This window comes from Candidatus Saccharibacteria bacterium, assembly GCA_016699955.1.
Lineage (GTDB): Bacteria > Patescibacteriota > Saccharimonadia > Saccharimonadales > UBA4665 > JAGXIT01.
Genome location: CP064993.1, coordinates 1,062,642 through 1,082,914, shown reverse-complemented (window position 1 = coordinate 1,082,914; position 20,273 = coordinate 1,062,642). Strand labels below are relative to the sequence as shown.

Below are 20,273 nucleotides of genomic sequence, written 5' to 3'. Positions count from 1 at the left end.
ATGAACAAAAAGCCAATAGTCTACGCATTCATCGACAGCCAAAACCTGAATCTTGGGATTCAAACTGCTGGCTGGAAATTGGATTTTCGTAAATTTAAACCGTATCTGACAAACAAATTTGGTGTCGATGCCTTGCGGCACTCATTGGAGTATAAAAATGACCAACATCGGCGGTCGGTCGAAACCTTAGGCTTATCTGGTCATGGTGATACCAACAATGTAGCAAAAAAGCCCCAAAAAGTCAATGATAGGAAACATACGTGAGCGCTAAAAAAGACAATTTGCCCCGTAGCAATAAGAAAAGTCTTAAGGAATTCTTTGAAGCCAACATGTACTGCACATTATCGACAGTCGGCGAAGATGGACAGCCATGGGCGTCACCACTGTACTTCGGCTTTGATAACAAACATTACTTGTTTGTTCGTTTTGCCAAAGATGCCCAGTACATGAAAAACACGCGGATCGATCTGCCAGCTCCTGATGTTTCCAAGTTTATTGATGATGGCCCAAGGCGTGTGTTTTGCTTGCGTCCGGGCGCAGCGTGGGTTAACCGTGCGCGGATGACGGACGCCGGTTTTATGGATTGGAGAGAAGAGGTACCACTGACATGAAGGTTAGCTTAAATATAGTCAAACAGTATACATCGGTCGATTTGCCGGTTGAAGAATTGGTCGAGAAGATCAATCAGCAGCTTGGCGGCGTTGAGGAAGTTATAGACCTGGGCGCAAAGTACAAGGGAATTGTCATTGCCAGAGTTGTGTCGTGCGTCGATCATCCTGACAGTGATCATTTGCATGTTTGTATGATCGATGATGGTGGAATAGTGATGGATGTCGAACGTGACAACGCTGGCCTGGTTCGGGTCGTCTGTGGTGCCGCAAATGTCCGCGAGGGTCTCACGGTTGCCTGGCTGCCACCCCGTGCAACGGTTCCGTCTAGTATTGGCACAGGTGATCCATTTGTTTTAAGTAGTCGAGAAATACGTGGCGTGATGAGTAATGGCATGCTCGCCAGCCCAGCTGAACTTGCTATCGGCGATAATCACGATGGCATACTCGAGATTAATCCATCGGAGTGGAAGCCGTCAGGGGTGGAAATCGCACCCGGGGTGGATTTTGCTCAGGCGTTTGGCCTGAGTGACGTTATCATAGACATCGAAAACAAAATGTTTACACATCGCCCCGATTGCTTCGGCCAGCTTGGCGTTGCCCGCGAAATCTCCGCCATCCTAAAAGGAGTGCCAGCAGAAGACGACAATGATGCAGATACGCGCTTCGTAAATCCTGACTGGTACTGGCTCAAACCGGCCTTCGAATCTGCTGAGGGGTTGACGCTTAGTGTTCATAATGACGTGCCCCAAAAAGTTCCACGCCTGATGGCGGTGGCGATGAAGGATGTCAGTGTCGAGCCAAGCCCGTTGTGGCTCCAGTGCGCTCTCGTCGCATTGGGAAGCAAGCCCATCAATAACATCGTCGACCTAACAAACTACATCATGCTCCTGACAGCTCAGCCGACTCATGCTTACGACTATGACAAATTGCGCGGCGGTGTGTTGGGCGCGCGTATGGCAAAAGCGGGTGAGACAATTACTCTGCTTAACGGCAAGCAATACTCATTGTCGGAGGAAGATATTGTTATGACCGATGGTGAGGGTGCTATTGGGCTCGGCGGGATTATGGGTGGTGGTAACAGTGAGGTATTTGCCGGAACAAAGAACATTGTTCTTGAAGTAGCAAACTTCGATATGTATACCTTGCGTCGCAGCAGTATGCGCCATGGCTTGTTTACAGATGCCCTAACGCGTTTTAGCAAAGGCCAGTCACCGTTGCAGAACGACCGAGTGATTGCCCGGCTCATGGAGCTTATGGTCGTTCAGACGAACGGCAAACAGGCTAGTGATGTTTTTGATATGCCTAGTCATTCAGACCAGGCTGCAGAAGTTTCGCTAAGCGGTGAAATTGTCGTAAGTAGTAGCTTTATAAACGCTCGTCTGGGGCTTTCGCTCGAAGCCTGGCAAATTGGCGGGCTGTTACGCAGAGCCAACTTTGCATCATACCCCTCAGAAAAGGACGAGAATACGTTAATCATAACGGCTCCATTCTGGCGCACCGACATAGAGCAACCCGAGGACATCGTCGAGGAAGTCGGTCGGCTCTACGGGTTTGATAAGCTTCCTCGCGAGTTGCCCGAGCGTCCCATGAAACCCGCGCCGCAAAACGCAAAAATAGAAATGAAGCGAAAAATCACGCAAATCCTCTCTAGCGCCGGTGCAAATGAGGTTAAAACCTACAGTTTTGTTCATGAGCGAGTCTTGAAGGGTGCAGGTCAGGACGTTACCCAAGCATTTAAGTTGAGCAATGCACTCAGCCCCGATCTCCAGTACTACCGTCTGAGCTTGACGCCAAGTATACTCGACAAAGTTCATAGCAATATTAAAGCTGGCCACAATGAGTTTGCACTGTTTGAGTTTGGTAAGGCGCACCGTAAGGGCGACTTGGATGACGAACAGCTCCCGCGGGAATATGAACGGCTGGCGCTCGTCTACGCCGCCAAGAAATCACCTCACGCCGCTTACTACACTGCGCGGCGCTACGTCGAAGCGCTATCAGGAGATCTTCGCTATGTCACGCTGGCAGATTTTGATGCGTCTTCGTACCCTATTTTTGAGCAACTTGCGAAGTCATTTGACCCCAAGCGTGCGGCGGTGATTATGTCTGGCGACCAATTCGTCGGTGTCGTGGGTGAGTATGCTACCGCTACTCGTTGTGCATTCAAGCTTCCGGAGGGCGCAGCTGGTTTCGAGCTGTTCCAATCGTTCCTCCGCAAACTGACCCCAAGCCCTTACGTGCCACTCAGTCGCTTCCCCTATGTAACACAAGACGTTTCTTTGAAGGTTTCCGACGATGTTGCATATCAAGACTTATGCAACACCGTCCAGACAGCTGCGCATGAACTTGAGACAGACGAACTCACCTTGCGGTTCACCCCGATAGGTATATACCAGCCAGCCGAGGGAGCAACCAAAACCATTACGCTACGTCTTCGTGCAACCAATCACCTGCGGACACTCACCGACTCTGAGGTTACAACAATCCTCGGACAAATAGTCGAAGCAGCTACGGCCGTCCACAGTGCAGAGCGAGTCTAGGCCGAACAAAAGCAAGTCCGCATACGCAACCCCAGCTAGATATAGACACCATAGTTAGCGAGCCGGTGTGGCTGTAAGTAACGTGTTTTTACTATTAGCCATATGTGCTATTACTTGCTCGCCAGCCAATACGGAAGGTAGCCAGATTTTATAATCTTCGGGTGTTTGATCGTAGGGTATTTCTTTGTAAAAGTTCCAGCTAGTTACTTCCTCTGAGTCTCTCGGAACTTGTCGACCCGCTGCACAGCGAAAAAGAAGAACCATACGCTCAACCGGATTGCCAATATATAAAGCTCCGGCATATGACATATCTCGTGGTGCTAGATCCACTCCAGATTCTTCATTTAGCTCTCGTGCTGCATCATGTGCGATGAAACCTGGAAATTGTACGACAGGCCATGAAGTTTGGGTCGGTTTTCCGCCGGGCATAACCAGTTGTCCCGTACCAAAACCCCGCGTTTTTCTGCCTAGCAGAACCCTTCCATCTTGATCTTGTGCACAAACTAAGTTATAAGTTTTACAGCCGTTTGGTATTAGCGCTGACATAGGGATATTTTATCATCATTTCTAGATCAGTCGACACTCTTGCTATTTACTAAAGTGTACTCCTGGGCAATTCTATCTCATAAAAATTAATTTACGAACGGAATTATTACATAATACGCGGTATAATTTAGGTATATGAAAAGTTTGTGGCGGATTGTTAGTTTTACCAGAGAGCTAAGGCGCTACTACGGCGGAGTCGCATTTTTTTCTATATTAGTTGCCGCCACCACCCAGGTGCAGCCGCTCCTGACGAAAACGATTGTCGACGAGGTGACAAAGGTGTTGGGTGGTGTAGATGCCCGCATTTCAGTGGTGGTTCTGGCGGTGATAGGAATATTTCTTGCCGATCTTGCCCAAAACGTGTTCAGCAACATTGGCGGTGTTATTGGCGACCAGCTGCAAGTGCGGCTGCGTAAAACCCTTAGCGAACGCTACTTCCAGCATCTACTAGAGTTGCCACAGTCGTACTATGACCGTGAGCTAAGCGGAAAAGTGCTTAACCAGCTGAACCGGAGTATAGACCAGATAACCACGTTTGCTCAGGCATTTAGTAACAATTTTCTGCAATTTATTTTTAGCACAATTCTTTCACTTGGTATTATTGCCCTGTATTCCTGGCCGGTTGCACTAATGCTGGGGTCACTTTACCCGATATTCATATGGCTGACTACTCGCACTAGTGGAAAATGGCGTCAGTACCAAGCAACTATCAATCAAGAGGCCGATGCTGCAACGGGGCGTTTCGCAGAAGCAATCGGTCAAATAAAAGTAGTCAAAAGTTTTGGACAGCAAGCTCATGAGCTCAAGCAATTTACGGCTCGCTACCAGCGAATGGTAGAAACCACCTGGCCACAGAGCAAGCTGTGGCATGGCCAAGATTTTGTACGGCGGCTGGTACTCAACGTCATTTTTCTGGCTGTCTACGCTTACATATGCCTGCAGGCAGTGTCTGGCAACTACAGCTTAGGGACAATGGTCCTCCTTCTGCAATATGCGGCACTTATCCGCATGCCAATTTTTAGTATCAGCTTCATTGTTGATCAGTCACAGCGTGCGGTGGCCAATACAAAAGATTATTTCACCGCTATGGATGAGCCAGTTGAGAGGCTGCACAACCGTAGGCATAAAAAACTAAAAGTAACAAAAGGCGGAGTGAAATTCACCGATGTTATTTTTGGCTACGAAGTAAAACAGCCAGTGCTGAGAGGCATCAGTTTTGAGTTAAAACCGGGTTCTAAGACAGCCCTGGTAGGCGAAAGTGGCGAAGGCAAAACGACTGTAACTAACTTGCTGCTTGGTCTGTATCAGGCTCAAGGCGGCACGGTAACAATAGACGGTCAAGATGTTGCGCAGGTAACTGGCGCAAGTTTGCGAGCCGCCTCTGCTGTTGTATTCCAGGAGCCTGCATTGTTTAGTGGCACGGTGTATGAAAATATTTCTTATGCGCGTCCAGAAGCAACGGCTAAAGAAGTGCAAGCAGCGGCGAGAGCGGCTAACGCCCATGAATTTATCGAAAAATTTGAAAAAGGCTACGACTCAGAAATTGGTGAACGGGGCTTAAAACTAAGTGGTGGGCAAAAACAGCGAATCTCAATTGCTCGGGCACTCCTAAAAGACGCACCGATCCTCATTCTCGATGAAGCAACCAGTAGTCTCGACAGCAAAAGTGAACATTTAGTGCAGCAGGCACTTGAACGACTGATGAAGGGTCGCACAACGCTCATTATTGCTCATCGCCTAAGCACGATTCAGTCTGTAGACACCATTATCACGCTTCGCGGCGGTACCGTAGAAGAACAAGGGAGTCCAGCTAAACTAGCAAAAACAAAAGGTATCTACTCTGAGTTGCTCCGGCTCCAGAATAATGGTTCGACATCTGTCAAAACGCGGCTGCGTCGCTTTGAGATAGTCGGTTAATACTTGTAAGTGAGTCAACGCTGTGGCACACTTATAGTGAATTAAATGGAGGTTATGTATGTCAACAACGCGGCTTCGCGATAGGATATTCGCAGGGTTTGGGGCACTGCTTTTTTTGGTTACAGCATCAGCATTTACGATTGCAGTTGTGGTAGACATGGTTAAAACAAAAAATGATCCAAAGCTTCCGACTGAAGTCGCCTGCGACATACAAAAACCAGTCGATACCGATGTTATTTTGCCAGCACCAGAGGTGTATAAGCCAGATAGCACGCTCAGTGCAATTCAGACAACTGACCTAGAAGCAGGCTCGGGCGAAGTTGTTAAAGCTGGCGACTGTATGCAAATGAAGTATTACGGAACTCTTGCGAGCGACGGTACATTGTTTGACGAAAACTTTTCCAAAAACACTTTGCTGCAGTTTAATCTAGGCGAAGGGCGAGTTATACAAGGCTGGGATAAGGGGTTAGAAGGGATGAAAGTGGGCGGCACGCGTCGCTTAGCGATTCCTGCTAGCTTGGGCTACGGAGCAAACGGCCAGGGTAGTATCCCGCCAAACTCTGACCTTGTTTTTGTGGTAAAACTTGTGAAGGTGCAAAAATAATGGCTGCGCTCAAAGATTTTACGGTTGTCGATAACGTTCCTGAACTACAAACCATTGACCGAGTAGAAGGTACTGGTGATTTGGTGCAGCCTGGCGCAACGGTGACATGTCACTACACCGGAGCAATTGCCAAGACTGGCGAAATTTTCCAAAGTTCTCATGATTTCGGCCGCCCCATCAGTTTTCCGCTTTCTGGCGTAATCGCTGGCTGGACGGAGGGCGTTCCGGGCATGAAGGTTGGTGGTATCCGCCGTCTGCTTATTCCCGCTGCTATGGCTTACGGCAGTACCCCGCCGTACGGCAGCGGCATACCAGCTGACGCCGACCTCGTCTTTGACATTGAACTCGTCTCCATAGACTCATAACAACTCATGTAACCCCAGCTCGGTGCAGGAACCACTACTCAGGGCAATTCGGATCCAGTCCGGATGGTGCAGCTGAGGGGCGCCCCTCCTAAAATGTATACAAAAACACAATATATGGCGTCTTGACTAAACCATAAGCACCATATATACTCGAGAGTACAGTTTTGTGGTTAGTCTCTCAAACAAAAAACTGCTACAATAAAACACCAAACATACTCAAAGTGGAGGGGTATTTCATGGTCAAAAACATAACTATTTTTACTACTAAAACCTGCGCCTACTGCCCCATGGTTAAGCGCTATTTGGCTGCCAAGGGTCTTAGCTACGACGAAGTAAACCTCGACGAAGAGCCCCAGCGGCAGCAAGAAGCTTTGGCCATCTCGGGCGCCCTAACGGTGCCTGTTACGGTCGTGACTCGACAAGATGACTCACGAGAAGTTGTTGTCGGATACAATTTAGCCAAACTCGCACCCGCAATCGCGTAAAAAGCATTTTTTAGCGCACATTCTTGTGTTAACGGCTCAGGCTACTCGCTCATGCTACTGAGGCACAGCTTGTTCCGGTGTTTACCAGTGCCTAGCGTTGCTTCACTGGAAATACTTTCTCGATCTGTGCGATAATGTAGCCATCGGAGGTTAAATGAGCAAAAGAACAAAAGAAAACACGCACACAGTTATTATGATTGGTGCAGGACCGGCGGCACTCAGTGCGGCCATATACACCACGCGTGAAGACATTGAGACAATGCTTGTCGAAAAAGGCGTACCTGGCGGCCTGGCTGCAGTCACTGATTGGGTTGATAACTACCCCGGCTTTCCTGAGGGGCTGGCTGGGTTAGAGCTTGCCGGAAACTTACAGAAGCAAGCCGAGCGCTTTGGCGCGGTAATTGATTTTGGAGAGGTTACGGCGCTGCATGACGAAGGTGAGTGGAAGCGGCTAGAAACGACACTGGGTGATTTGTATGCCAAGGTGGTACTTGTGGCAACAGGAAGTGACTACAAGAAACTCGGCATCCCAGGTGAAGTACAATACTATGCCCGGGGTGTTCACTACTGCGCCACCTGTGACGGTGCGTTTTACCGTGACAAACGGCTTGTGGTTGTTGGTGGCGGAAACAGCGCTGTGCAAGAAGCAATGTTTCTGACTCGCTTTGCGAGCCACATTGACCTTATGGTTCGCAGTAAGCTTCGTGCCAGTGACGTTCTGCAAAAGGAACTTCAGAAATTTGTCGATGAGGGTAAAATTACCGTACATCTGGCGACTACGACTGACGAAATTGTTGGCGATGAAGACAATAAAGTTGTCCAGGTAAAGGGAACAGATACGAAAACCTCATCCCCGGTTAAAATTGATACTGACGGTGTGTTCGTCTTTGTGGGGCTGAAACCCAACAGTGAATTTGCGGGCGGCCAGCTGGAGACCGATGAAGTTGGTCTTATAAAGACAGACGAAAACCTTATGTCCAGCATGAAAGGTGTTTTTGTAGCGGGCGATATACGCAGCGGCGCAACCATGCAGGTCGCTAGCGCGGTCGGTGAGGGTGCCACAGCTGCTCTCAAAATCCGCGAATACCTTGAGGGTCACACAATTAACGTCCAGGAGGAAGTGTAATGACTGGTGGGCCTGAGGCAGTCGAGGGAATAATGAGTCAGGATTTGGCGGAAAAAGCGCACGAGGCAGCAAAACAACGTGGCGTCGAGCACCCCCGGCTCGGTTCCGTAGTGGTTTATACAGCGGTTACGGATAAGCGGGATGCCAAGCCGCCGGAGATTGACCCGCTAGCTACAAATTCGTACAAGGGGCCTAAATTGCCGCAAACCGACTAAAAACTAGTCTGCCGTATTATTTGAATCGGCAGTGATAGTCCACTTCATGCCTCTTTCGGTTGGTGGGCTCCGGCGCTTATATTCCGCCCGGTAGACTGCGACACGCACCTGTTTTTTTACAGCCTGCTTCAGGGGTTGCCAGACCACTGTATCGGGGGTAATAATCACGACTGCTTTTTTAGGATTTGTTGCGGCTATCTGGGCAGCCAAGTCAGAGCTATCTGTTAATTTTTTAGCAGATAAATCAGTACAGCCAACGTGGCCGAGGTCGCTTAATAGTTCGGGATTTATCAGCCCTCTCGCAACTAATGAACTGAATTCTGAACGAGCATGCATTCTTGCTTCGGTTTGTACGCCGAAAGGGCGTACGCCAGCGAGGCCGCCAAGGAGTATCTCGAGCCCAAACAAATCATGCGGATCCCTAACGTTTAGGGCAGGGTCGCAATTGATTACAGTAATGGGTACTGGTGGTTTATCGAGGGTTCTTAATTCCTTAGGAATATAATCTAGACCTTCAAAAGGATCTGGCGTTTCTACGTCGTTCGGGTGAATACTCATAGGTACCACTACTATGAGGGTATTTCACGCACGATGCAAGCAAGAGCGCTATACTGACTATAAATTCGCGTAGCCGCTGTAATAGTCGTAGATGAGGCGTTCGCGGGGCATGCCGTCTGCCTCAAGGGCGGCACCTAGAGTCTCCACAAATCGTTGGCTCCCAGAAAGGTAGATGAGGCTGGCTGGCTTGATATGTGCCAGTATATCCCTTGCGCTCAGACGGTCAGGGTAGTGCGTATCTATGCGAGTCAGGTGAGGCACTTCACAGGGGATGAGTTTTTTTAAGGCGTCGTCTTCGCTTCGCCGCGCCCACAGCAGCGTGATCTGGTGTGCGAGGTTAGACCTCGCACATTCAGTGAGCATAGAAAGGTAGCTTGCCAAAGCTATGCCCTGGGCGACAAAAATAAGGGGTGTTGTCGCGAGTCGAGGCAACACGGCATCACCACGTGGCTCGTCAATGTGCATGATCTTGCCGGGCTTGAGGTCGAGTAGGCACCGTTTGTATACACTTAGTGGCGGGTCTAGCCTAGTAATGATGCGAATGTCGTCATCGCTTGGGTGAGAGGTGAGCGTAAATGTGCGATGTTGTTTGTCCCTAGGGTCGTCAATGTGAAATGGAAAGGTGTAGCGGGCGTACTGGCCTGGTACATACTCTACCGGCTTTATTGGCTTGAATACAAACTCGCAGACGTTGTGTGCAATCGTGCGTTTGTCCTCAAGTATAACTTCCATGCCTCAAGTGTAACATCCCAGAAATTGATAAATAGATCTGAAAACATACAGCAATAGCGGAAAAAATTCACGGGTTGTACTTTTCGGAGGACTGTCCTCCCAAAGCTGGGGCGGCTACTGTAGTGAAAGAATGTACTATTTTTTGAACAGGTCGGGGCGGTCGGTAATTATTGCATATAAGTAAGGTTTCCATTTTTTGGCGCGCGCTGGGTCGTTTACGGTGTAGGCCGAGAGTCTGTATCCCTTTTTTTTCATGAGTTTCAAAAAACCGAGCCATAGCCACTTTTGATTCATACTAATGTACTTTGTGCCAAGTCGGCGGGCACGTGAGGTTGCGCGAACTCCTGACCAGCGCTCTATTACTACCAGTGTCACTTTGGGAAAGGCGCGTTTTACATACCGCAGTAACTGATAGTCAAACGACGCAATCATAAATTCGTTTAGCCGCCAGCCCCGCGCCAGGCGGTCGCGTATGACGGCCACAGTTTGTTTCACCGGCACGCCAGGCTTAATTTCTATCATCATGGGGCAGTGGTGTTGGACGGCGCGAATTGCATGGTCGAGCGCCGCCAGATCTGGCTTGTGGCGGAGGAGCTCAGCGTAAGTGGTGTGAGCAATTATCAGCTCGTTGCCGCTAGGGTCGACGATGGCTTGATCGTGGTGCAATATGGCCACGCCATCTTTGGTGACCCGAACGTCAAATTCAACCATGTCTACGTCGTGGTCGATTGCTTTTAATATACTTGCAATGGTGTTTTCGGGGCATAAACCCCTTGTGCCGCGGTGCCCAATGATTTTCACTACTTTAGTGTACAATATTACCGTACATGGTTGTAGGGGAAACCTGTCTGCCAGCTACTAATAACAAGCTACTAATTACGGAGGAATATGAATGCCCGATTTTAACGTAGTACTGACCCCAGGAAATGTCGATGCCGGCATGATTAACACCGTTGTCGAAATCCCAAAATGGTCAAGCTTAAAAATTGAGTGGAACCGCAAGGTGGCGGCGTTTCAACTAGACCGCGTTGAGCCAAGCATATTCGCAAAACCGGTCAACTACGGCTTCATACCTCAGACGCTTGATGAAGATGGTGATGAGCTTGATACGCTCGTGCTGACCAACGAACCAATCCCAACGGGGGTGTTTCTTGAAGCTAAGGTTATTGGCGTAATGAAGTTTGAGGATGACGGTGAGGTAGACGACAAGATTATCTGCGTGCCAGCAGACGACCGTAACACAGATGACGCCCTGCAATCACTGGACGACCTTCACACGCGTTGGCGCCAAAAAATCGAGCATCATTTTAGCCATTACAAAGATTTGAAAAAGCCCGGCTCAACTAAAGTAGTTGGTTGGGGAGACGCCGAAGAAGCCAAGCGCATTATCAAAGAATGCATTGACCGCTATAACCAGAAATAATCGTATGGTAAAAGTTGTTCCCAGTGACGCCGTTCTTATCCCAGAACAAGCAAAATGCGTGTTTCGGGGCGAGATTTTTGACGTATATCAGTGGCAGCAAGTACTGTTTGACGGTTCTTATGCAACGTTTGAAATGCTCCGTCGACCCGATACAGCTAGTGTAATGTGTATTGTCGACGGTAAAGTGATTGTGCTTGACGAGGAGCAGCCCAACAGCGGTAAGCGGCGTAGTTTTCCGGGCGGTCGGGTAGAAAGTAGCGACGCTGATATTATTGCTGCGGCACAACGAGAAGTGCTTGAAGAAACGGGCTATCTTTTTAACAGCTGGCGTCTAGTCAAAGTATGGCAGCCTATCAAAAAAATGGAGTGGTTCGTCCACCTAGTGGTGGCTTGGGACGTCTCAGGTCAGCAAGAAGTACATCATGATCCCGGGGAAAACATCGTGGCAGAACTGTTGGAGTTCAGCGAGGTAAAACTCTTGGCGGCCAATAAGGTGGGATTCATCGGTGAAAGCGCCGATTTACTTGAAACGGTGGGTTCCCTAGAAGAGCTGACCAATCTCCCGACATTTTCAGGAAAAGACTTGCGTACAGGCGTATAATTCTTATAGTAATACTCTAAAAAAAACAAAACTCGCTATGAGCAAAAAACACACTCACAATAACGGACACGAGGCAAAGCACGAACACGAACTGCCACATTCAGTTAAGGTTCTTATATGGGATCCAGAAGCGGACTTAGTCCTGGTGCTTTTAAAAAAAGCCGGTGATTGTCATTTGAAACCTGATCTGCCAGGCGGCTCGCGTAACCACGAAGAATCTGTGGCAAATGCACTCGCCCGAGAAGTGCTCGAGGAGACAGGTTTGGTTCTTGGCGAAAGCAGCGACAGTCCAAACGAGCATAACGGTCGAGCACTATATGTTAATAAGGTACCTTTGCGTGGTCTTGATGTTAGGTTGAGTAGCGAGCATGAGGGTGCAATGCTCGTGCCTCTGTGTGAACTGTCAGACTGGTTTAAGGATACACACTGGCATAACCTAGTAGAAACGGCCGTAAACGAAATTAACGGCAGCAGGGCTCCAGCTGCTCTCGCCGCTTAAGTCTATGGATTTACAGCGTGATTAGTTTACAATAGAAACGTAAGCAGTATAAAACGGACAAAGGTGGATTATTCTATGAAGACAAAGGTGGCGATAAACGGGTTTGGGCGAATTGGTCGCAACGCGTTCAAAATTATGCATGCCCGTGATGACGTGGAGGTAGTTGCGGTCAATGACCTGACTGACACAAAAACCTTGGCATATTTGCTCAAGCATGACACAAACTACGGTACCTATGACCGAGAAATAACACACGACGAGAAAAACATTATAGTCGATGGCGAGCCAATCTTGGTATGTGCAGAGAAAGACCCAGCATTATTGCCATGGGGCGATATGGGGGTCGATGTTGTCATCGAGAGCACCGGTCGCTTTACTGATAAAGAAGGCGCTGGTGGCCATCTTAAGGCAGGAGCAAAGCGAGTTGTTATAAGCGGGCCGACCAAGAGTGATGGTATAGATACTGTTGTTCTGGGCGCAAACGATGATATTCTGCAAGGCGCAACTGAAATCATCAGTAACGCTAGTTGTACTACAAACTCACTGGGTGCGGTTATGAATGTGCTTGAAAGTGAATTTGGTATAGAAAAATCCATGCTTACAACCGTCCACAGCTATACCGCAAGCCAGGTTGTACAAGACGCACCGTCTAAAGACCTCCGTGAAGGTCGCAACGCTGCCGAAAACATAGTGCCAACTACAACAGGCGCGGCAATTGCAGTCACTCTTACATTGCCACAGCTCAAGGGTAAATTTGACGGCCTGAGTATACGGGTACCAACACCCGTGGTTAGCCTAAGTGACGTGACGGCTCTACTCAAGCGTAGTGTCACTGTTGAAGAAGTTAACGAAGCTTTTAAAAAAGCTGCCGCCGAACCTTACTATCAAGGTATTTTGGGGGTTAGCGAAGAGCCACTGGTCAGTAGCGATTACATAGGCAACAGCCATAGTGGCGTAGTGGACTTATTGCTGACAAAAGTTGTCGCCGGAAACCTTGTAAAGGTAATGGTGTGGTACGACAATGAGTGGGGCTATTGTAACCGGCTTGTCGAAGTCGTAGCCGATACTGGTCGATTATTACACGCATCGTAACAGGAGTCTGCCTATGGCATGGCATCGTAAAAACTTAGGAACATCACCACCACAATCCGCTCAAACACCGGGTAGCAAAAAAGATGAAAAAACAGCTTCTTTAGAGGCTGCCCTTGCAAAAATTCAGTATCCACCACCGGCAGAGACAATGGTGGGCGCCGTAATACAAGCTAACAGTAACCAAGTAGCCAACACTGCTCAGGTTGCCGCCCAGCCAGCCTTGAGCGAACTGAAACCGCAAGAGTTAGCGCCCGAAGCAAAACAGAGCGACCCACTTCCCGCACACAAACCGAAGTCGGTTTCTCCTGCGCCCCATGCAAACTTACCCGTACCACCCCCCGTTCGCACGCAAGTTCAATCCAACGATCCTGTTCAACCTGCCAAGACCAATCATCTCGGACCGTTGGACTCGAAAGAATTACTTGCACTCGGTACATTTCTGAAAACCAAAAAACAGAAAACCGTTGTTCAACAATCCCCTATCAAGACAGACACTATTGCGCCAACTAACCCTGACCCATATGCGACTATTTCTACTCATATTGCCGATAAAAAGAAGGCTGAACAAGCCCGGGCGGCCGAGGAAGATGAAAATAAATGGCATGTCACAAAGGCAAAAATACACGAACCGACATTAGATATTAAAAAAGTCTACAGATATTCGGCGTATTGGGGTGGCTCTATGGTGCTAGCAGCAATTTCATACACAGCCACACGCATTTTTGGGGTGGATGATTTGCATTCGCTACTCCAGGCGATAATCATGCTGCCAATTTATCTTCTAGGGCTTTACGGGGTGGCCGGGTGGATACCGGTTGTGCTACTGTATATTAGAAATCGAAAGGATTGATGCAGTAGATGAAACTTTTTATAGGAGCGGACCATAACGGTTTTGAGATGAAAGCGACCCTGGCCGACTATTTACGCCGGGGCGGTTATGAAGTGGTTGACGAAGGTGACAACGAAAAACACCCAGACGATGACTTTCCACAGTTTGCAGCAAAGGTGGTACAAGCCATGGCGTCAGACGAATCCACAGACGTTGGCGGGATTTTAATTACAGGTGGCGGGCAGGGGATGGCAATAGCGGCAAATCGGTTTAAGGGTATTCGAGCTTGCGTAGGCTGGAACCAAGAAACTGTTCGTGATTCTCGTAATGACAATGATAGCAACGTATTATGCCTACCGGCACATAGCCTCGATTTTGAGCAGACGGTTGGTGTGGTTCAAACGTGGTTAATGACACCATTTTCTGGAGCGCCTCGCTACAAACGACGTATTGAACAGTTGGATGAACTAGGGTAACGGAGTCAGTATGAAAATAGCACTTACTACCGACCACGCAGGATTTGAAGCGTTGCAAGAGCTAAAAGTTTTTCTGGAAAGTCTTGGTCACGAGTGCGTATCTTACGGCCCGGCAGTGTTCGACGCTGAAGACGACTATCCTGACTTTATGTTTCCAGCGGCCCGTGCTGTGGCTCGTGGCGACTGCGAGCGCGGGGTCATAATGGGGGGCAGTGGCCAAGGAGAGGCAATCGCCGCAAACCGCATACCTGGTGTCAGGGCGGCGTTATTTTATGGCCCCGTTGTTGCAAAAACGGCTGTAGACGCCAAAGGTACCATGAGTGATGACCCGTATGAAATTGTGAAACTTTCGCGCGAGCATAATGATGCGAACGTACTCAGCTTGTCAGGACGTTTTTTAACATTCGATGAAATGAAAACTGCACTTAAAATATGGCTAGAGACGCCATTTAGCGGTGCCGAGCGGCATGCTCGCCGCATCCGTAAACTCGATCAGGAGTAAGTAGTATGCTGATGACAAATAAAGCATCCCGGGTGGATCAAACAGATGAGTTTTACGCAACCCGGGTAAAATTGGCCAGGAATGTTGCGCTATGAGTGTAACAGTATGTCCTACGGTGACGACCGACGACTCAGACGTGTATAGGGAGCAAATGGAAGTAATAGCGACCTATGCGACTCGCGTCCATATTGATCTTGCGGACGGTATATTTGCACGTAAACTGACCGCTGTCGAGGATGTCTGGTGGCCGGGCGGCATGAGAGCGGATTTGCACGTCATGTTTAAAGAGCCCTTTTTACACGTTGCCGCTCTGAAAGCGCTCGGTCCACAACTTGTGATTGTCCATGCAGAGGCGGAAGGAGATTTTATGGCTTTTGCCCGCGAAATGCACCGACACGGCATAGAAGCCGGCGTGTCGCTACTCCGAGAAACCCCAGTCGAAGCTATCATTCCAGCACTTGAGCTGATAGACCATGTGCTAATATTTGCCGGGACGCTTGGGCAAAACACGGGGCCAGAGGGAGTTAATTTGGATATTTTAGCTAAAGCCAAGCAACTGCGCGCGCTCAAGCCTCAGCTTGAAATTGGTTGGGATGGTGGTGCGAATGATACGAATGCTGGGCAGATTATGGAGAGTGGTGTAGACGTCATTAACTGCGGGGGCTATCTTCACGGTAATGACCCGATTGCGGCTTGGCACCAGATTCAACGTGTACTTGGTAACGAATCGTAGCCGGAGTTGCTCACACAAACAAATTGTGGCTGCTAATGTACTGGGCAATCGCGGGCGACACGAAGGCCGTTACATCTTCACCTCTTTCTAGGGCAGCCCTTGCTGCTGTCGAAGAAATGTGCTGAAGCTCAAGTGGGAGTGACTGTAGTATCTCAATATAACTATTTGGCTTCGGTAATGCTGCGCCATTTCTTGGGGCGATCAAAACGGGAAGATGACTGGCGAGCCATGAACCATTTTGCCATGTGCGAATTGTCTCGTAGCTGTCTGCGCCGTATACGAACCGGAAAGACACTGCTGGGTATTTTGTAGTTAGCTCACGGTAGGTGTCGTCTGTCTCGGTGGATAGCGTACGTTCCACTTCTGTGGTGTCGATACGAAGTCGGTTACCATTGCCAGACAGCTCGTCTCGGAGGATGCCTAGCATGGCTAACTGATGTGCGTGCGTGACAGAAATATGTTTGTCCGTCCGGTTGCCTGAAGGTAGCAGCCATACCTCATCAAACCCTGGGAGGGCAAGACACTCACGCAGCAGCGCCTCATGCGCCAACGTTGGCGGGCTGAACGCGCCCCCAAACACAATTACGTTTTGTTTTTGTGCAACCATATAACCATTGTCTCACAACCCTTAACTCTTATCTCTTAACTCTTACTCCTGAAGGATGTATAATCATGAGCAGAATGTTGCGGAAGTCATATACAATCAAACAGCTCGAGATCAAAGCCTACGCCATACGTGAGGATATCATACGTATGCTTGAGCATGCTGGCAGCGGGCACAGTGCCGGACCGCTTGGGCTGGCAGATATTTTTACAGCGTTGTATTTTGATATTCTAAAACTCGATCCCAAGAAGCCCGACTGGGACGAACGAGACATACTGCTGCTAAGCAACGGTCACTGCGTCCCCGTACAGTATGCCACCATGGCTGAGGCAGGCTATTTCCCGAAGACTGAGTTGCTCACGCTTCGTAAGTTCGGCAGTCGGTTACAAGGTCATCCCGAGCGCAAGAAACTGCCAGGTCTTGAGAACACTAGCGGTCCCTTGGGCTGCGGCCTAAGCCAGGCGTGTGGCATAGGCATAGCATTTCGGCTAAACAAGCAGTCGCACCGCCATATCTATGTTGTCATGGGCGACGGTGAGCTTAATGAAGGCAACGTCTGGGAAGCAGCCATGCTTGCTCCGAAGTACAAACTAACTAACCTTACCGTCATTGTCGACCGCAACAACATACAGATAGATGGCCCTACCGAAGTCGTCATGCCACTAGAAGATCTCAAGGATAAATGGGAAGCCTTTGGCTGGCATGTGCTGGAAATAGACGGAAACGATATGGAGGCTGTCATCGATGCTTGCGCCATGGCCAAAGCTATCACCGAAAAGCCGGTTTGCATTCTAGCCTATACTATCCCCGGTAAAGGCGTGGACTTTATGGAGTACGACTTCCACTGGCACGGTGTCCCGCCCAATCGTGAGCAAGCCCGCGAAGCCCTGCACGAACTCCGCACCCTAGGCGGTAAAATAAAAGGGGAGCATGAATAATGAATCAGAAATCATGTAAAATAAATCGCCCAAGTTTACCGCACGCTGCATGCTCCATGACCGAAACTTCAAATGGGGTGAAAAAATGAGCGATTTACATCTGTTGCCCGTACCTAACGAAGTAAAACCCGATGCCACACGGGCGGGATTTGGACGGGGGCTTGTGAGGGCGGGTGAACTCGATGAGAACGTCGTGGCACTTTGCGCCGACCTGACTGGGTCAATTAAAATGGATGGTTTCCAAAAGGCGTTTCCAGAAAGGTTTATCGAAGTTGGTATAGCTGAGCAAAATCTGGCAACTGTGGGGGCTGGCTTGGCACTGGCCGGCAAGATTCCGTTTGTAGCTAGCTATGCTGCCTTTAGCCCGGGTCGTAACTGGGAGCAAATTAAGACTACTGTATGTTTAAACGATGTGCCGGTAAAGATTGTGGGAGGTCACGCAGGCTTGTATACCGGCCCGGACGGAGCTACGCATCAAATGCTTGAGGACATTGCACTCATGCGCGTCATGCCGGGCATGGTGGTACTAAATCCATGTGACGCGGTGGAGGCAGAAAAAATGGTGCTAGCTATGGCCAAAGATGCGCGCCCAAACTATATTCGTCTGTGCCGTGAAGCAACCCCCATCATAACAACAGAAGCAACCCCTTTTACAATCGGTAAAGCATATGTGTTTACTCCAGGTAAAGATGTGACCATCATAGCAACAGGCACCATGGTTTATCCGGCACTCGAAGCGGCTGACAAGCTGTACAAAGACGGTATAGACGCAGAAGTTATAAATGTGCCGACCATCAAGCCGCTGGACGAAGCAACAATTTTAAAGTCAGTCAAAAAAACCGGCTGTGTTGTTACGGTCGAAGAAGGGCAAATTGCTGGTGGTTTGGGGGAGCTATCGCTGAGCTACTCGCTGAAAATCACCCAGTGCCTATGAAGCGAATTGGTATGCGCGACTGCTACGGCGAAAGTGGTACTCCAGAAGAACTGCTGGAACACTACGGTCTAGACGCCAAACACATTCGCCTCGCCGCCCACCACGTTACGGAACTATAGTGCCCGCCGGTGGTCTGCCACTAGTTAAAAATAGATTCGCAATAACACTTTGTCCTGCAATTGTTGCGACAGCTGGAAGTGAGGACGGATGTATGCGATCTCCGTCGCAAATCTTGCCAGTGTCAACATTTGCGAGTAAGGCATACTCATCTACGACGCTAGGATCAAGCTCCACATCTGCTCCACTCAGTACAATGGCAAGTTTTCCCGACCGGCAAGCTGCGATAGCGGCCTCGCTCATTGTTCCTTGAGAGTCGGCAACGCTTAGAATGATTTGTTCTTTAGAGTTGAATCTGGCGACAACAGGGCCACTGCTTGCGTCTGGCGAAGGTCCTGGGTTAACCGCAGCATGAGCACTGCTTGCGTCTGGCGAAGGTCCTGGGTTAACCGCAGCATGAGCACTGCTTGCGTCTGGCGAAGGTCCTGGGTTTACCGCAGCATTAGCATTGCAAGCGGCGGCTAAAATCAATAAGCTTGCAGCAATCAGCGGTTTTTCCGGTCGGTACATATTTACAGCTCCTTAATAATGTTTGGTAATTATACAACACGGGTTTGGCAGGAGCAAGTAATAGCGTTATACTTATGAGTAATTAGATCGAGGGGGCATATGGCACTGACGCTACAAAAAGCAAGAAGTAACTGCAAAATGGCGCGGGCGCGGATGGCGCAGGCTAGGGAAGAACATTGGGCGTTTGGAGCATTTAATCTCGACGATCAGGCGACGCTGAAGGCAGTGGCATTGGCGGCGCGGGAAGCAAATGCGCCAGTGCTGGTAGAAGTTAGTCAGGGAGAAGTCGATGATTTGGGGCTGGAAAACGTGCGTGATCTAGTCGATAACATTAAGCGCGAATATGGTGTTGAAATGTATATCAACCTCGACCACAGCCCATCTGTTGAGGCAGCAAAAAAGGGAATCGATGCGGGCTACGAATTTATCCATATTGACGTTAGCCAAGCCAATCACGATGCGTCGGACGAAGAAATTATCGCCGCCACACGCGAAGTAGTTGAATATGCGAAGTTCACAGGGGCGCTTGTGGAAAGCGAACCGCACTACTTTGGCGGCTCAAGTAACCTGCACACTGAGACAATTGATTACGAAGAGATTCAAAAGACCTTTAGTACTCCCGAGGGCGCCCGCGCATTTGTAGAGGCTACGGGGATAGACACGTTTGCTGCGGCAATCGGCAATTTGCACGGAAAGTACCCCGTACCAAAAAAACTCGATCTAGAGCTGCTGCAACGTATTCGTGACGCTGTTGCGTGCAACATAAGCCTGCACGGAGGCAGTGGCACCCCGGGGCATTTCTTTGAGTCGGCTGTCAGAATCGGCGTAACGAAAGTAAACATCAATAGCGATATGCGTGTCGTCTACCGTCAAACGCTGGAAAAGGTTTTGGCCGAAAACCCAAACGAATACTCTGTATCAAAACTGGTTAATAAACATGTTGTTCCCGCTGTGCAAGCAGTCGTTGCCGAGAAACTGGCAACGTTTAATTCTGCCGGAAGGGCTGTCTAGTCATGGGTCTGCTTGACAATGTTTTTAAATCAATCGACGACACGCTGAAGGCCATAGAAGACGGCGCTATCGAGAAGAAACTGACAGAAGTTGTCGATACGTTCGAAAAACATGTTGAGACAGCTCCTCAGGCGCTAGAAAAAGTTGCCGAAGCGCCAAAAAAAGCACTTCAGGTGTTTGATAGCAAAACTGAAGCTCTGCAAAAAACTAGTGAGAGTCTACGGTTGCAGGCGAGTAAAACCATTGATATCATCCAACGCAAAGATTAATATTGCGAGCAGTAGCTAGGGTATGACACAATGAGGGCA

The 20,273-nt window shown here is 49.2% G+C and carries 26 protein-coding genes and 1 pseudogene; 21 read left to right on the top strand and 6 right to left on the bottom strand.

Annotated elements, in window-relative coordinates:
* Genes IPL85_05595 through pheT form a run of 3 tightly spaced genes read left to right on the top strand, consistent with a single transcriptional unit; the run spans nt 1 to nt 3,148 of the window.
* Nucleotides 1-264: a hypothetical protein gene (locus IPL85_05595; protein QQS19709.1), complete on the top strand. Its 264-nt coding sequence runs from the start codon at nt 1-3 to the stop codon at nt 262-264.
* Nucleotides 261-611 carry a pyridoxamine 5'-phosphate oxidase family protein gene (locus tag IPL85_05590; protein QQS19708.1) on the top strand — a complete coding sequence of 117 codons (351 nt, stop codon included), beginning with the start codon at nt 261-263 and terminating at the stop codon, nt 609-611. Before IPL85_05595 ends, IPL85_05590 begins: the two co-directional genes overlap by 4 nt.
* Entirely contained in the window at nt 608-3,148 is a 2,541-nt protein-coding gene (pheT, locus tag IPL85_05585; GenBank protein QQS19707.1) for a phenylalanine--tRNA ligase subunit beta, read from the top strand. The genes IPL85_05590 and pheT overlap by 4 nt, the downstream gene beginning before the upstream one ends.
* A 54-nt stretch (nt 3,149-3,202) precedes the next feature.
* Here the strand turns inward: pheT and IPL85_05580 are convergent, their stop codons facing one another.
* On the bottom strand, nt 3,203-3,694 hold the full coding sequence (locus IPL85_05580; protein ID QQS19706.1) for a hypothetical protein: 492 nt from the start codon (nt 3,692-3,694) through the stop codon (nt 3,203-3,205).
* 135 nt (nt 3,695-3,829) lie between these two features.
* Between IPL85_05580 and IPL85_05575 the strand changes: the two genes are divergently transcribed.
* From IPL85_05575 to IPL85_05550, 6 genes are all read left to right on the top strand, one after another.
* Nucleotides 3,830-5,611: an ABC transporter ATP-binding protein gene (locus IPL85_05575; protein QQS19705.1), complete on the top strand. Its 1,782-nt coding sequence runs from the start codon at nt 3,830-3,832 to the stop codon at nt 5,609-5,611.
* 157 nt (nt 5,612-5,768) lie between these two features.
* Nucleotides 5,769-6,215: an FKBP-type peptidyl-prolyl cis-trans isomerase gene (locus IPL85_05570; protein ID QQS20449.1), complete on the top strand. Its 447-nt coding sequence runs from the start codon at nt 5,769-5,771 to the stop codon at nt 6,213-6,215.
* Complete coding sequence (locus IPL85_05565) at nt 6,215-6,580, top strand: FKBP-type peptidyl-prolyl cis-trans isomerase (protein QQS19704.1); 366 nt, start codon at nt 6,215-6,217, stop codon at nt 6,578-6,580. Before IPL85_05570 ends, IPL85_05565 begins: the two co-directional genes overlap by 1 nt.
* Before the next feature lie 236 nt (nt 6,581-6,816).
* Nucleotides 6,817-7,065 carry a glutaredoxin family protein gene (locus IPL85_05560; GenBank protein ID QQS19703.1) on the top strand — a complete coding sequence of 83 codons (249 nt, stop codon included), beginning with the start codon at nt 6,817-6,819 and terminating at the stop codon, nt 7,063-7,065.
* Nucleotides 7,066-7,219: 154 nt separating this feature from the next.
* Complete coding sequence (locus IPL85_05555) at nt 7,220-8,191, top strand: FAD-dependent oxidoreductase (protein ID QQS19702.1); 972 nt, start codon at nt 7,220-7,222, stop codon at nt 8,189-8,191.
* Nucleotides 8,191-8,406 carry a hypothetical protein gene (locus IPL85_05550; GenBank protein ID QQS19701.1) on the top strand — a complete coding sequence of 72 codons (216 nt, stop codon included), beginning with the start codon at nt 8,191-8,193 and terminating at the stop codon, nt 8,404-8,406. The genes IPL85_05555 and IPL85_05550 overlap by 1 nt, the downstream gene beginning before the upstream one ends.
* A gap of 3 nt (nt 8,407-8,409) precedes the next feature.
* On the opposite strand, the gene IPL85_05545 is transcribed toward IPL85_05550, so the two are convergent.
* The 3 genes from IPL85_05545 to IPL85_05535 form a co-directional block, all read right to left on the bottom strand.
* Nucleotides 8,410-8,964, bottom strand: a complete 555-nt coding sequence (locus IPL85_05545) for a hypothetical protein (protein ID QQS19700.1) — start codon at nt 8,962-8,964, stop codon at nt 8,410-8,412.
* A gap of 57 nt (nt 8,965-9,021) precedes the next feature.
* Nucleotides 9,022-9,696, bottom strand: a complete 675-nt coding sequence (locus IPL85_05540) for an FAD-dependent oxidoreductase (GenBank protein QQS19699.1) — start codon at nt 9,694-9,696, stop codon at nt 9,022-9,024.
* Nucleotides 9,697-9,831: 135 nt separating this feature from the next.
* Nucleotides 9,832-10,497: a glycerophosphodiester phosphodiesterase gene (locus tag IPL85_05535; protein QQS19698.1), complete on the bottom strand. Its 666-nt coding sequence runs from the start codon at nt 10,495-10,497 to the stop codon at nt 9,832-9,834.
* A gap of 91 nt (nt 10,498-10,588) precedes the next feature.
* Between IPL85_05535 and IPL85_05530 the strand changes: the two genes are divergently transcribed.
* The 8 genes from IPL85_05530 to IPL85_05495 all read left to right on the top strand — a co-directional run bounded on the left by IPL85_05530 (nt 10,589) and on the right by IPL85_05495 (nt 15,851).
* Nucleotides 10,589-11,119, top strand: a complete 531-nt coding sequence (locus IPL85_05530; GenBank protein ID QQS19697.1) for an inorganic diphosphatase — start codon at nt 10,589-10,591, stop codon at nt 11,117-11,119.
* A gap of 4 nt (nt 11,120-11,123) precedes the next feature.
* Entirely contained in the window at nt 11,124-11,720 is a 597-nt protein-coding gene (locus tag IPL85_05525) for an NUDIX hydrolase (protein QQS19696.1), read from the top strand.
* 37 nt (nt 11,721-11,757) lie between these two features.
* The gene (locus tag IPL85_05520; protein ID QQS19695.1) at nt 11,758-12,219 is read left to right on the top strand and encodes an NUDIX hydrolase; all 462 of its coding nucleotides are present in this window, start codon (nt 11,758-11,760) and stop codon (nt 12,217-12,219) included.
* A gap of 75 nt (nt 12,220-12,294) precedes the next feature.
* Nucleotides 12,295-13,311 (top strand): type I glyceraldehyde-3-phosphate dehydrogenase, encoded by a 1,017-nt coding sequence (gene gap / locus IPL85_05515; protein QQS19694.1) that lies wholly within the window; start codon nt 12,295-12,297, stop codon nt 13,309-13,311.
* Nucleotides 13,312-13,324: 13 nt separating this feature from the next.
* Nucleotides 13,325-14,161, top strand: a complete 837-nt coding sequence (locus IPL85_05510) for a hypothetical protein (protein QQS19693.1) — start codon at nt 13,325-13,327, stop codon at nt 14,159-14,161.
* Between the two features lie 8 nt (nt 14,162-14,169).
* A complete protein-coding gene (locus tag IPL85_05505) occupies nt 14,170-14,616 on the top strand; it encodes an RpiB/LacA/LacB family sugar-phosphate isomerase (GenBank protein ID QQS19692.1) in 447 nt (148 codons plus the stop codon).
* 10 nt (nt 14,617-14,626) lie between these two features.
* Entirely contained in the window at nt 14,627-15,118 is a 492-nt protein-coding gene (locus IPL85_05500) for an RpiB/LacA/LacB family sugar-phosphate isomerase (GenBank protein ID QQS19691.1), read from the top strand.
* 91 nt (nt 15,119-15,209) lie between these two features.
* Nucleotides 15,210-15,851 carry a hypothetical protein gene (locus IPL85_05495; protein QQS19690.1) on the top strand — a complete coding sequence of 214 codons (642 nt, stop codon included), beginning with the start codon at nt 15,210-15,212 and terminating at the stop codon, nt 15,849-15,851.
* 10 nt (nt 15,852-15,861) lie between these two features.
* Here IPL85_05495 and IPL85_05490 read toward each other — a convergent pair whose 3' ends face one another.
* The gene (locus IPL85_05490) at nt 15,862-16,458 is read right to left on the bottom strand and encodes a nicotinate-nicotinamide nucleotide adenylyltransferase (protein ID QQS19689.1); all 597 of its coding nucleotides are present in this window, start codon (nt 16,456-16,458) and stop codon (nt 15,862-15,864) included.
* A gap of 74 nt (nt 16,459-16,532) precedes the next feature.
* Between IPL85_05490 and IPL85_05485 the strand changes: the two genes are divergently transcribed.
* Both IPL85_05485 and IPL85_05480 read left to right on the top strand, forming a co-directional pair.
* Nucleotides 16,533-17,393, top strand: coding sequence for a transketolase (locus IPL85_05485; protein ID QQS20448.1), 861 nt, complete (start codon nt 16,533-16,535; stop codon nt 17,391-17,393).
* A gap of 85 nt (nt 17,394-17,478) precedes the next feature.
* A pseudogene (locus tag IPL85_05480) lies at nt 17,479-18,446 on the top strand (transketolase family protein).
* On the opposite strand, the gene IPL85_05475 reads toward IPL85_05480, so the two are convergent.
* Nucleotides 18,433-18,954, bottom strand: coding sequence for a hypothetical protein (locus IPL85_05475; GenBank protein QQS19688.1), 522 nt, complete (start codon nt 18,952-18,954; stop codon nt 18,433-18,435). The pseudogene IPL85_05480 and the gene IPL85_05475 sit on opposite strands and share 14 nt — an antisense overlap.
* A 99-nt stretch (nt 18,955-19,053) precedes the next feature.
* Here IPL85_05475 and IPL85_05470 point away from each other — a divergent pair, with 99 nt between their 5' ends.
* Nucleotides 19,054-19,965: a class II fructose-bisphosphate aldolase gene (locus IPL85_05470; protein QQS19687.1), complete on the top strand. Its 912-nt coding sequence runs from the start codon at nt 19,054-19,056 to the stop codon at nt 19,963-19,965.
* A gap of 2 nt (nt 19,966-19,967) precedes the next feature.
* Entirely contained in the window at nt 19,968-20,234 is a 267-nt protein-coding gene (locus tag IPL85_05465) for a hypothetical protein (GenBank protein ID QQS19686.1), read from the top strand.
* Nucleotides 20,235-20,273: the final 39 nt, after the last annotated feature.

What these genes read in the sequence shown, in the direction of transcription:
- IPL85_05595 (QQS19709.1), top strand. Translation starts at nt 1, where the DNA reads ATGAACAAAAAGCCAATAGTCTACGCATTCATCGACAGCCAAAACCTG.
- pheT (QQS19707.1), top strand. Translation starts at nt 608, where the DNA reads ATGAAGGTTAGCTTAAATATAGTCAAACAGTATACATCGGTCGATTTG.
- IPL85_05580 (QQS19706.1), bottom strand. Translation starts at nt 3,694, where the DNA reads ATGTCAGCGCTAATACCAAACGGCTGTAAAACTTATAACTTAGTTTGT.
- IPL85_05575 (QQS19705.1), top strand. Translation starts at nt 3,830, where the DNA reads ATGAAAAGTTTGTGGCGGATTGTTAGTTTTACCAGAGAGCTAAGGCGC.
- IPL85_05570 (QQS20449.1), top strand. Translation starts at nt 5,769, where the DNA reads ATGGTTAAAACAAAAAATGATCCAAAGCTTCCGACTGAAGTCGCCTGC.
- IPL85_05565 (QQS19704.1), top strand. Translation starts at nt 6,215, where the DNA reads ATGGCTGCGCTCAAAGATTTTACGGTTGTCGATAACGTTCCTGAACTA.
- IPL85_05560 (QQS19703.1), top strand. Translation starts at nt 6,817, where the DNA reads ATGGTCAAAAACATAACTATTTTTACTACTAAAACCTGCGCCTACTGC.
- IPL85_05555 (QQS19702.1), top strand. Translation starts at nt 7,220, where the DNA reads ATGAGCAAAAGAACAAAAGAAAACACGCACACAGTTATTATGATTGGT.
- IPL85_05550 (QQS19701.1), top strand. Translation starts at nt 8,191, where the DNA reads ATGACTGGTGGGCCTGAGGCAGTCGAGGGAATAATGAGTCAGGATTTG.
- IPL85_05545 (QQS19700.1), bottom strand. Translation starts at nt 8,964, where the DNA reads ATGAGTATTCACCCGAACGACGTAGAAACGCCAGATCCTTTTGAAGGT.
- IPL85_05540 (QQS19699.1), bottom strand. Translation starts at nt 9,696, where the DNA reads ATGGAAGTTATACTTGAGGACAAACGCACGATTGCACACAACGTCTGC.
- IPL85_05530 (QQS19697.1), top strand. Translation starts at nt 10,589, where the DNA reads ATGCCCGATTTTAACGTAGTACTGACCCCAGGAAATGTCGATGCCGGC.
- IPL85_05525 (QQS19696.1), top strand. Translation starts at nt 11,124, where the DNA reads ATGGTAAAAGTTGTTCCCAGTGACGCCGTTCTTATCCCAGAACAAGCA.
- IPL85_05520 (QQS19695.1), top strand. Translation starts at nt 11,758, where the DNA reads ATGAGCAAAAAACACACTCACAATAACGGACACGAGGCAAAGCACGAA.
- gap (QQS19694.1), top strand. Translation starts at nt 12,295, where the DNA reads ATGAAGACAAAGGTGGCGATAAACGGGTTTGGGCGAATTGGTCGCAAC.
- IPL85_05510 (QQS19693.1), top strand. Translation starts at nt 13,325, where the DNA reads ATGGCATGGCATCGTAAAAACTTAGGAACATCACCACCACAATCCGCT.
- IPL85_05505 (QQS19692.1), top strand. Translation starts at nt 14,170, where the DNA reads ATGAAACTTTTTATAGGAGCGGACCATAACGGTTTTGAGATGAAAGCG.
- IPL85_05500 (QQS19691.1), top strand. Translation starts at nt 14,627, where the DNA reads ATGAAAATAGCACTTACTACCGACCACGCAGGATTTGAAGCGTTGCAA.
- IPL85_05495 (QQS19690.1), top strand. Translation starts at nt 15,210, where the DNA reads ATGAGTGTAACAGTATGTCCTACGGTGACGACCGACGACTCAGACGTG.
- IPL85_05490 (QQS19689.1), bottom strand. Translation starts at nt 16,458, where the DNA reads ATGGTTGCACAAAAACAAAACGTAATTGTGTTTGGGGGCGCGTTCAGC.
- IPL85_05485 (QQS20448.1), top strand. Translation starts at nt 16,533, where the DNA reads ATGTTGCGGAAGTCATATACAATCAAACAGCTCGAGATCAAAGCCTAC.
- IPL85_05475 (QQS19688.1), bottom strand. Translation starts at nt 18,954, where the DNA reads ATGTACCGACCGGAAAAACCGCTGATTGCTGCAAGCTTATTGATTTTA.
- IPL85_05470 (QQS19687.1), top strand. Translation starts at nt 19,054, where the DNA reads ATGGCACTGACGCTACAAAAAGCAAGAAGTAACTGCAAAATGGCGCGG.
- IPL85_05465 (QQS19686.1), top strand. Translation starts at nt 19,968, where the DNA reads ATGGGTCTGCTTGACAATGTTTTTAAATCAATCGACGACACGCTGAAG.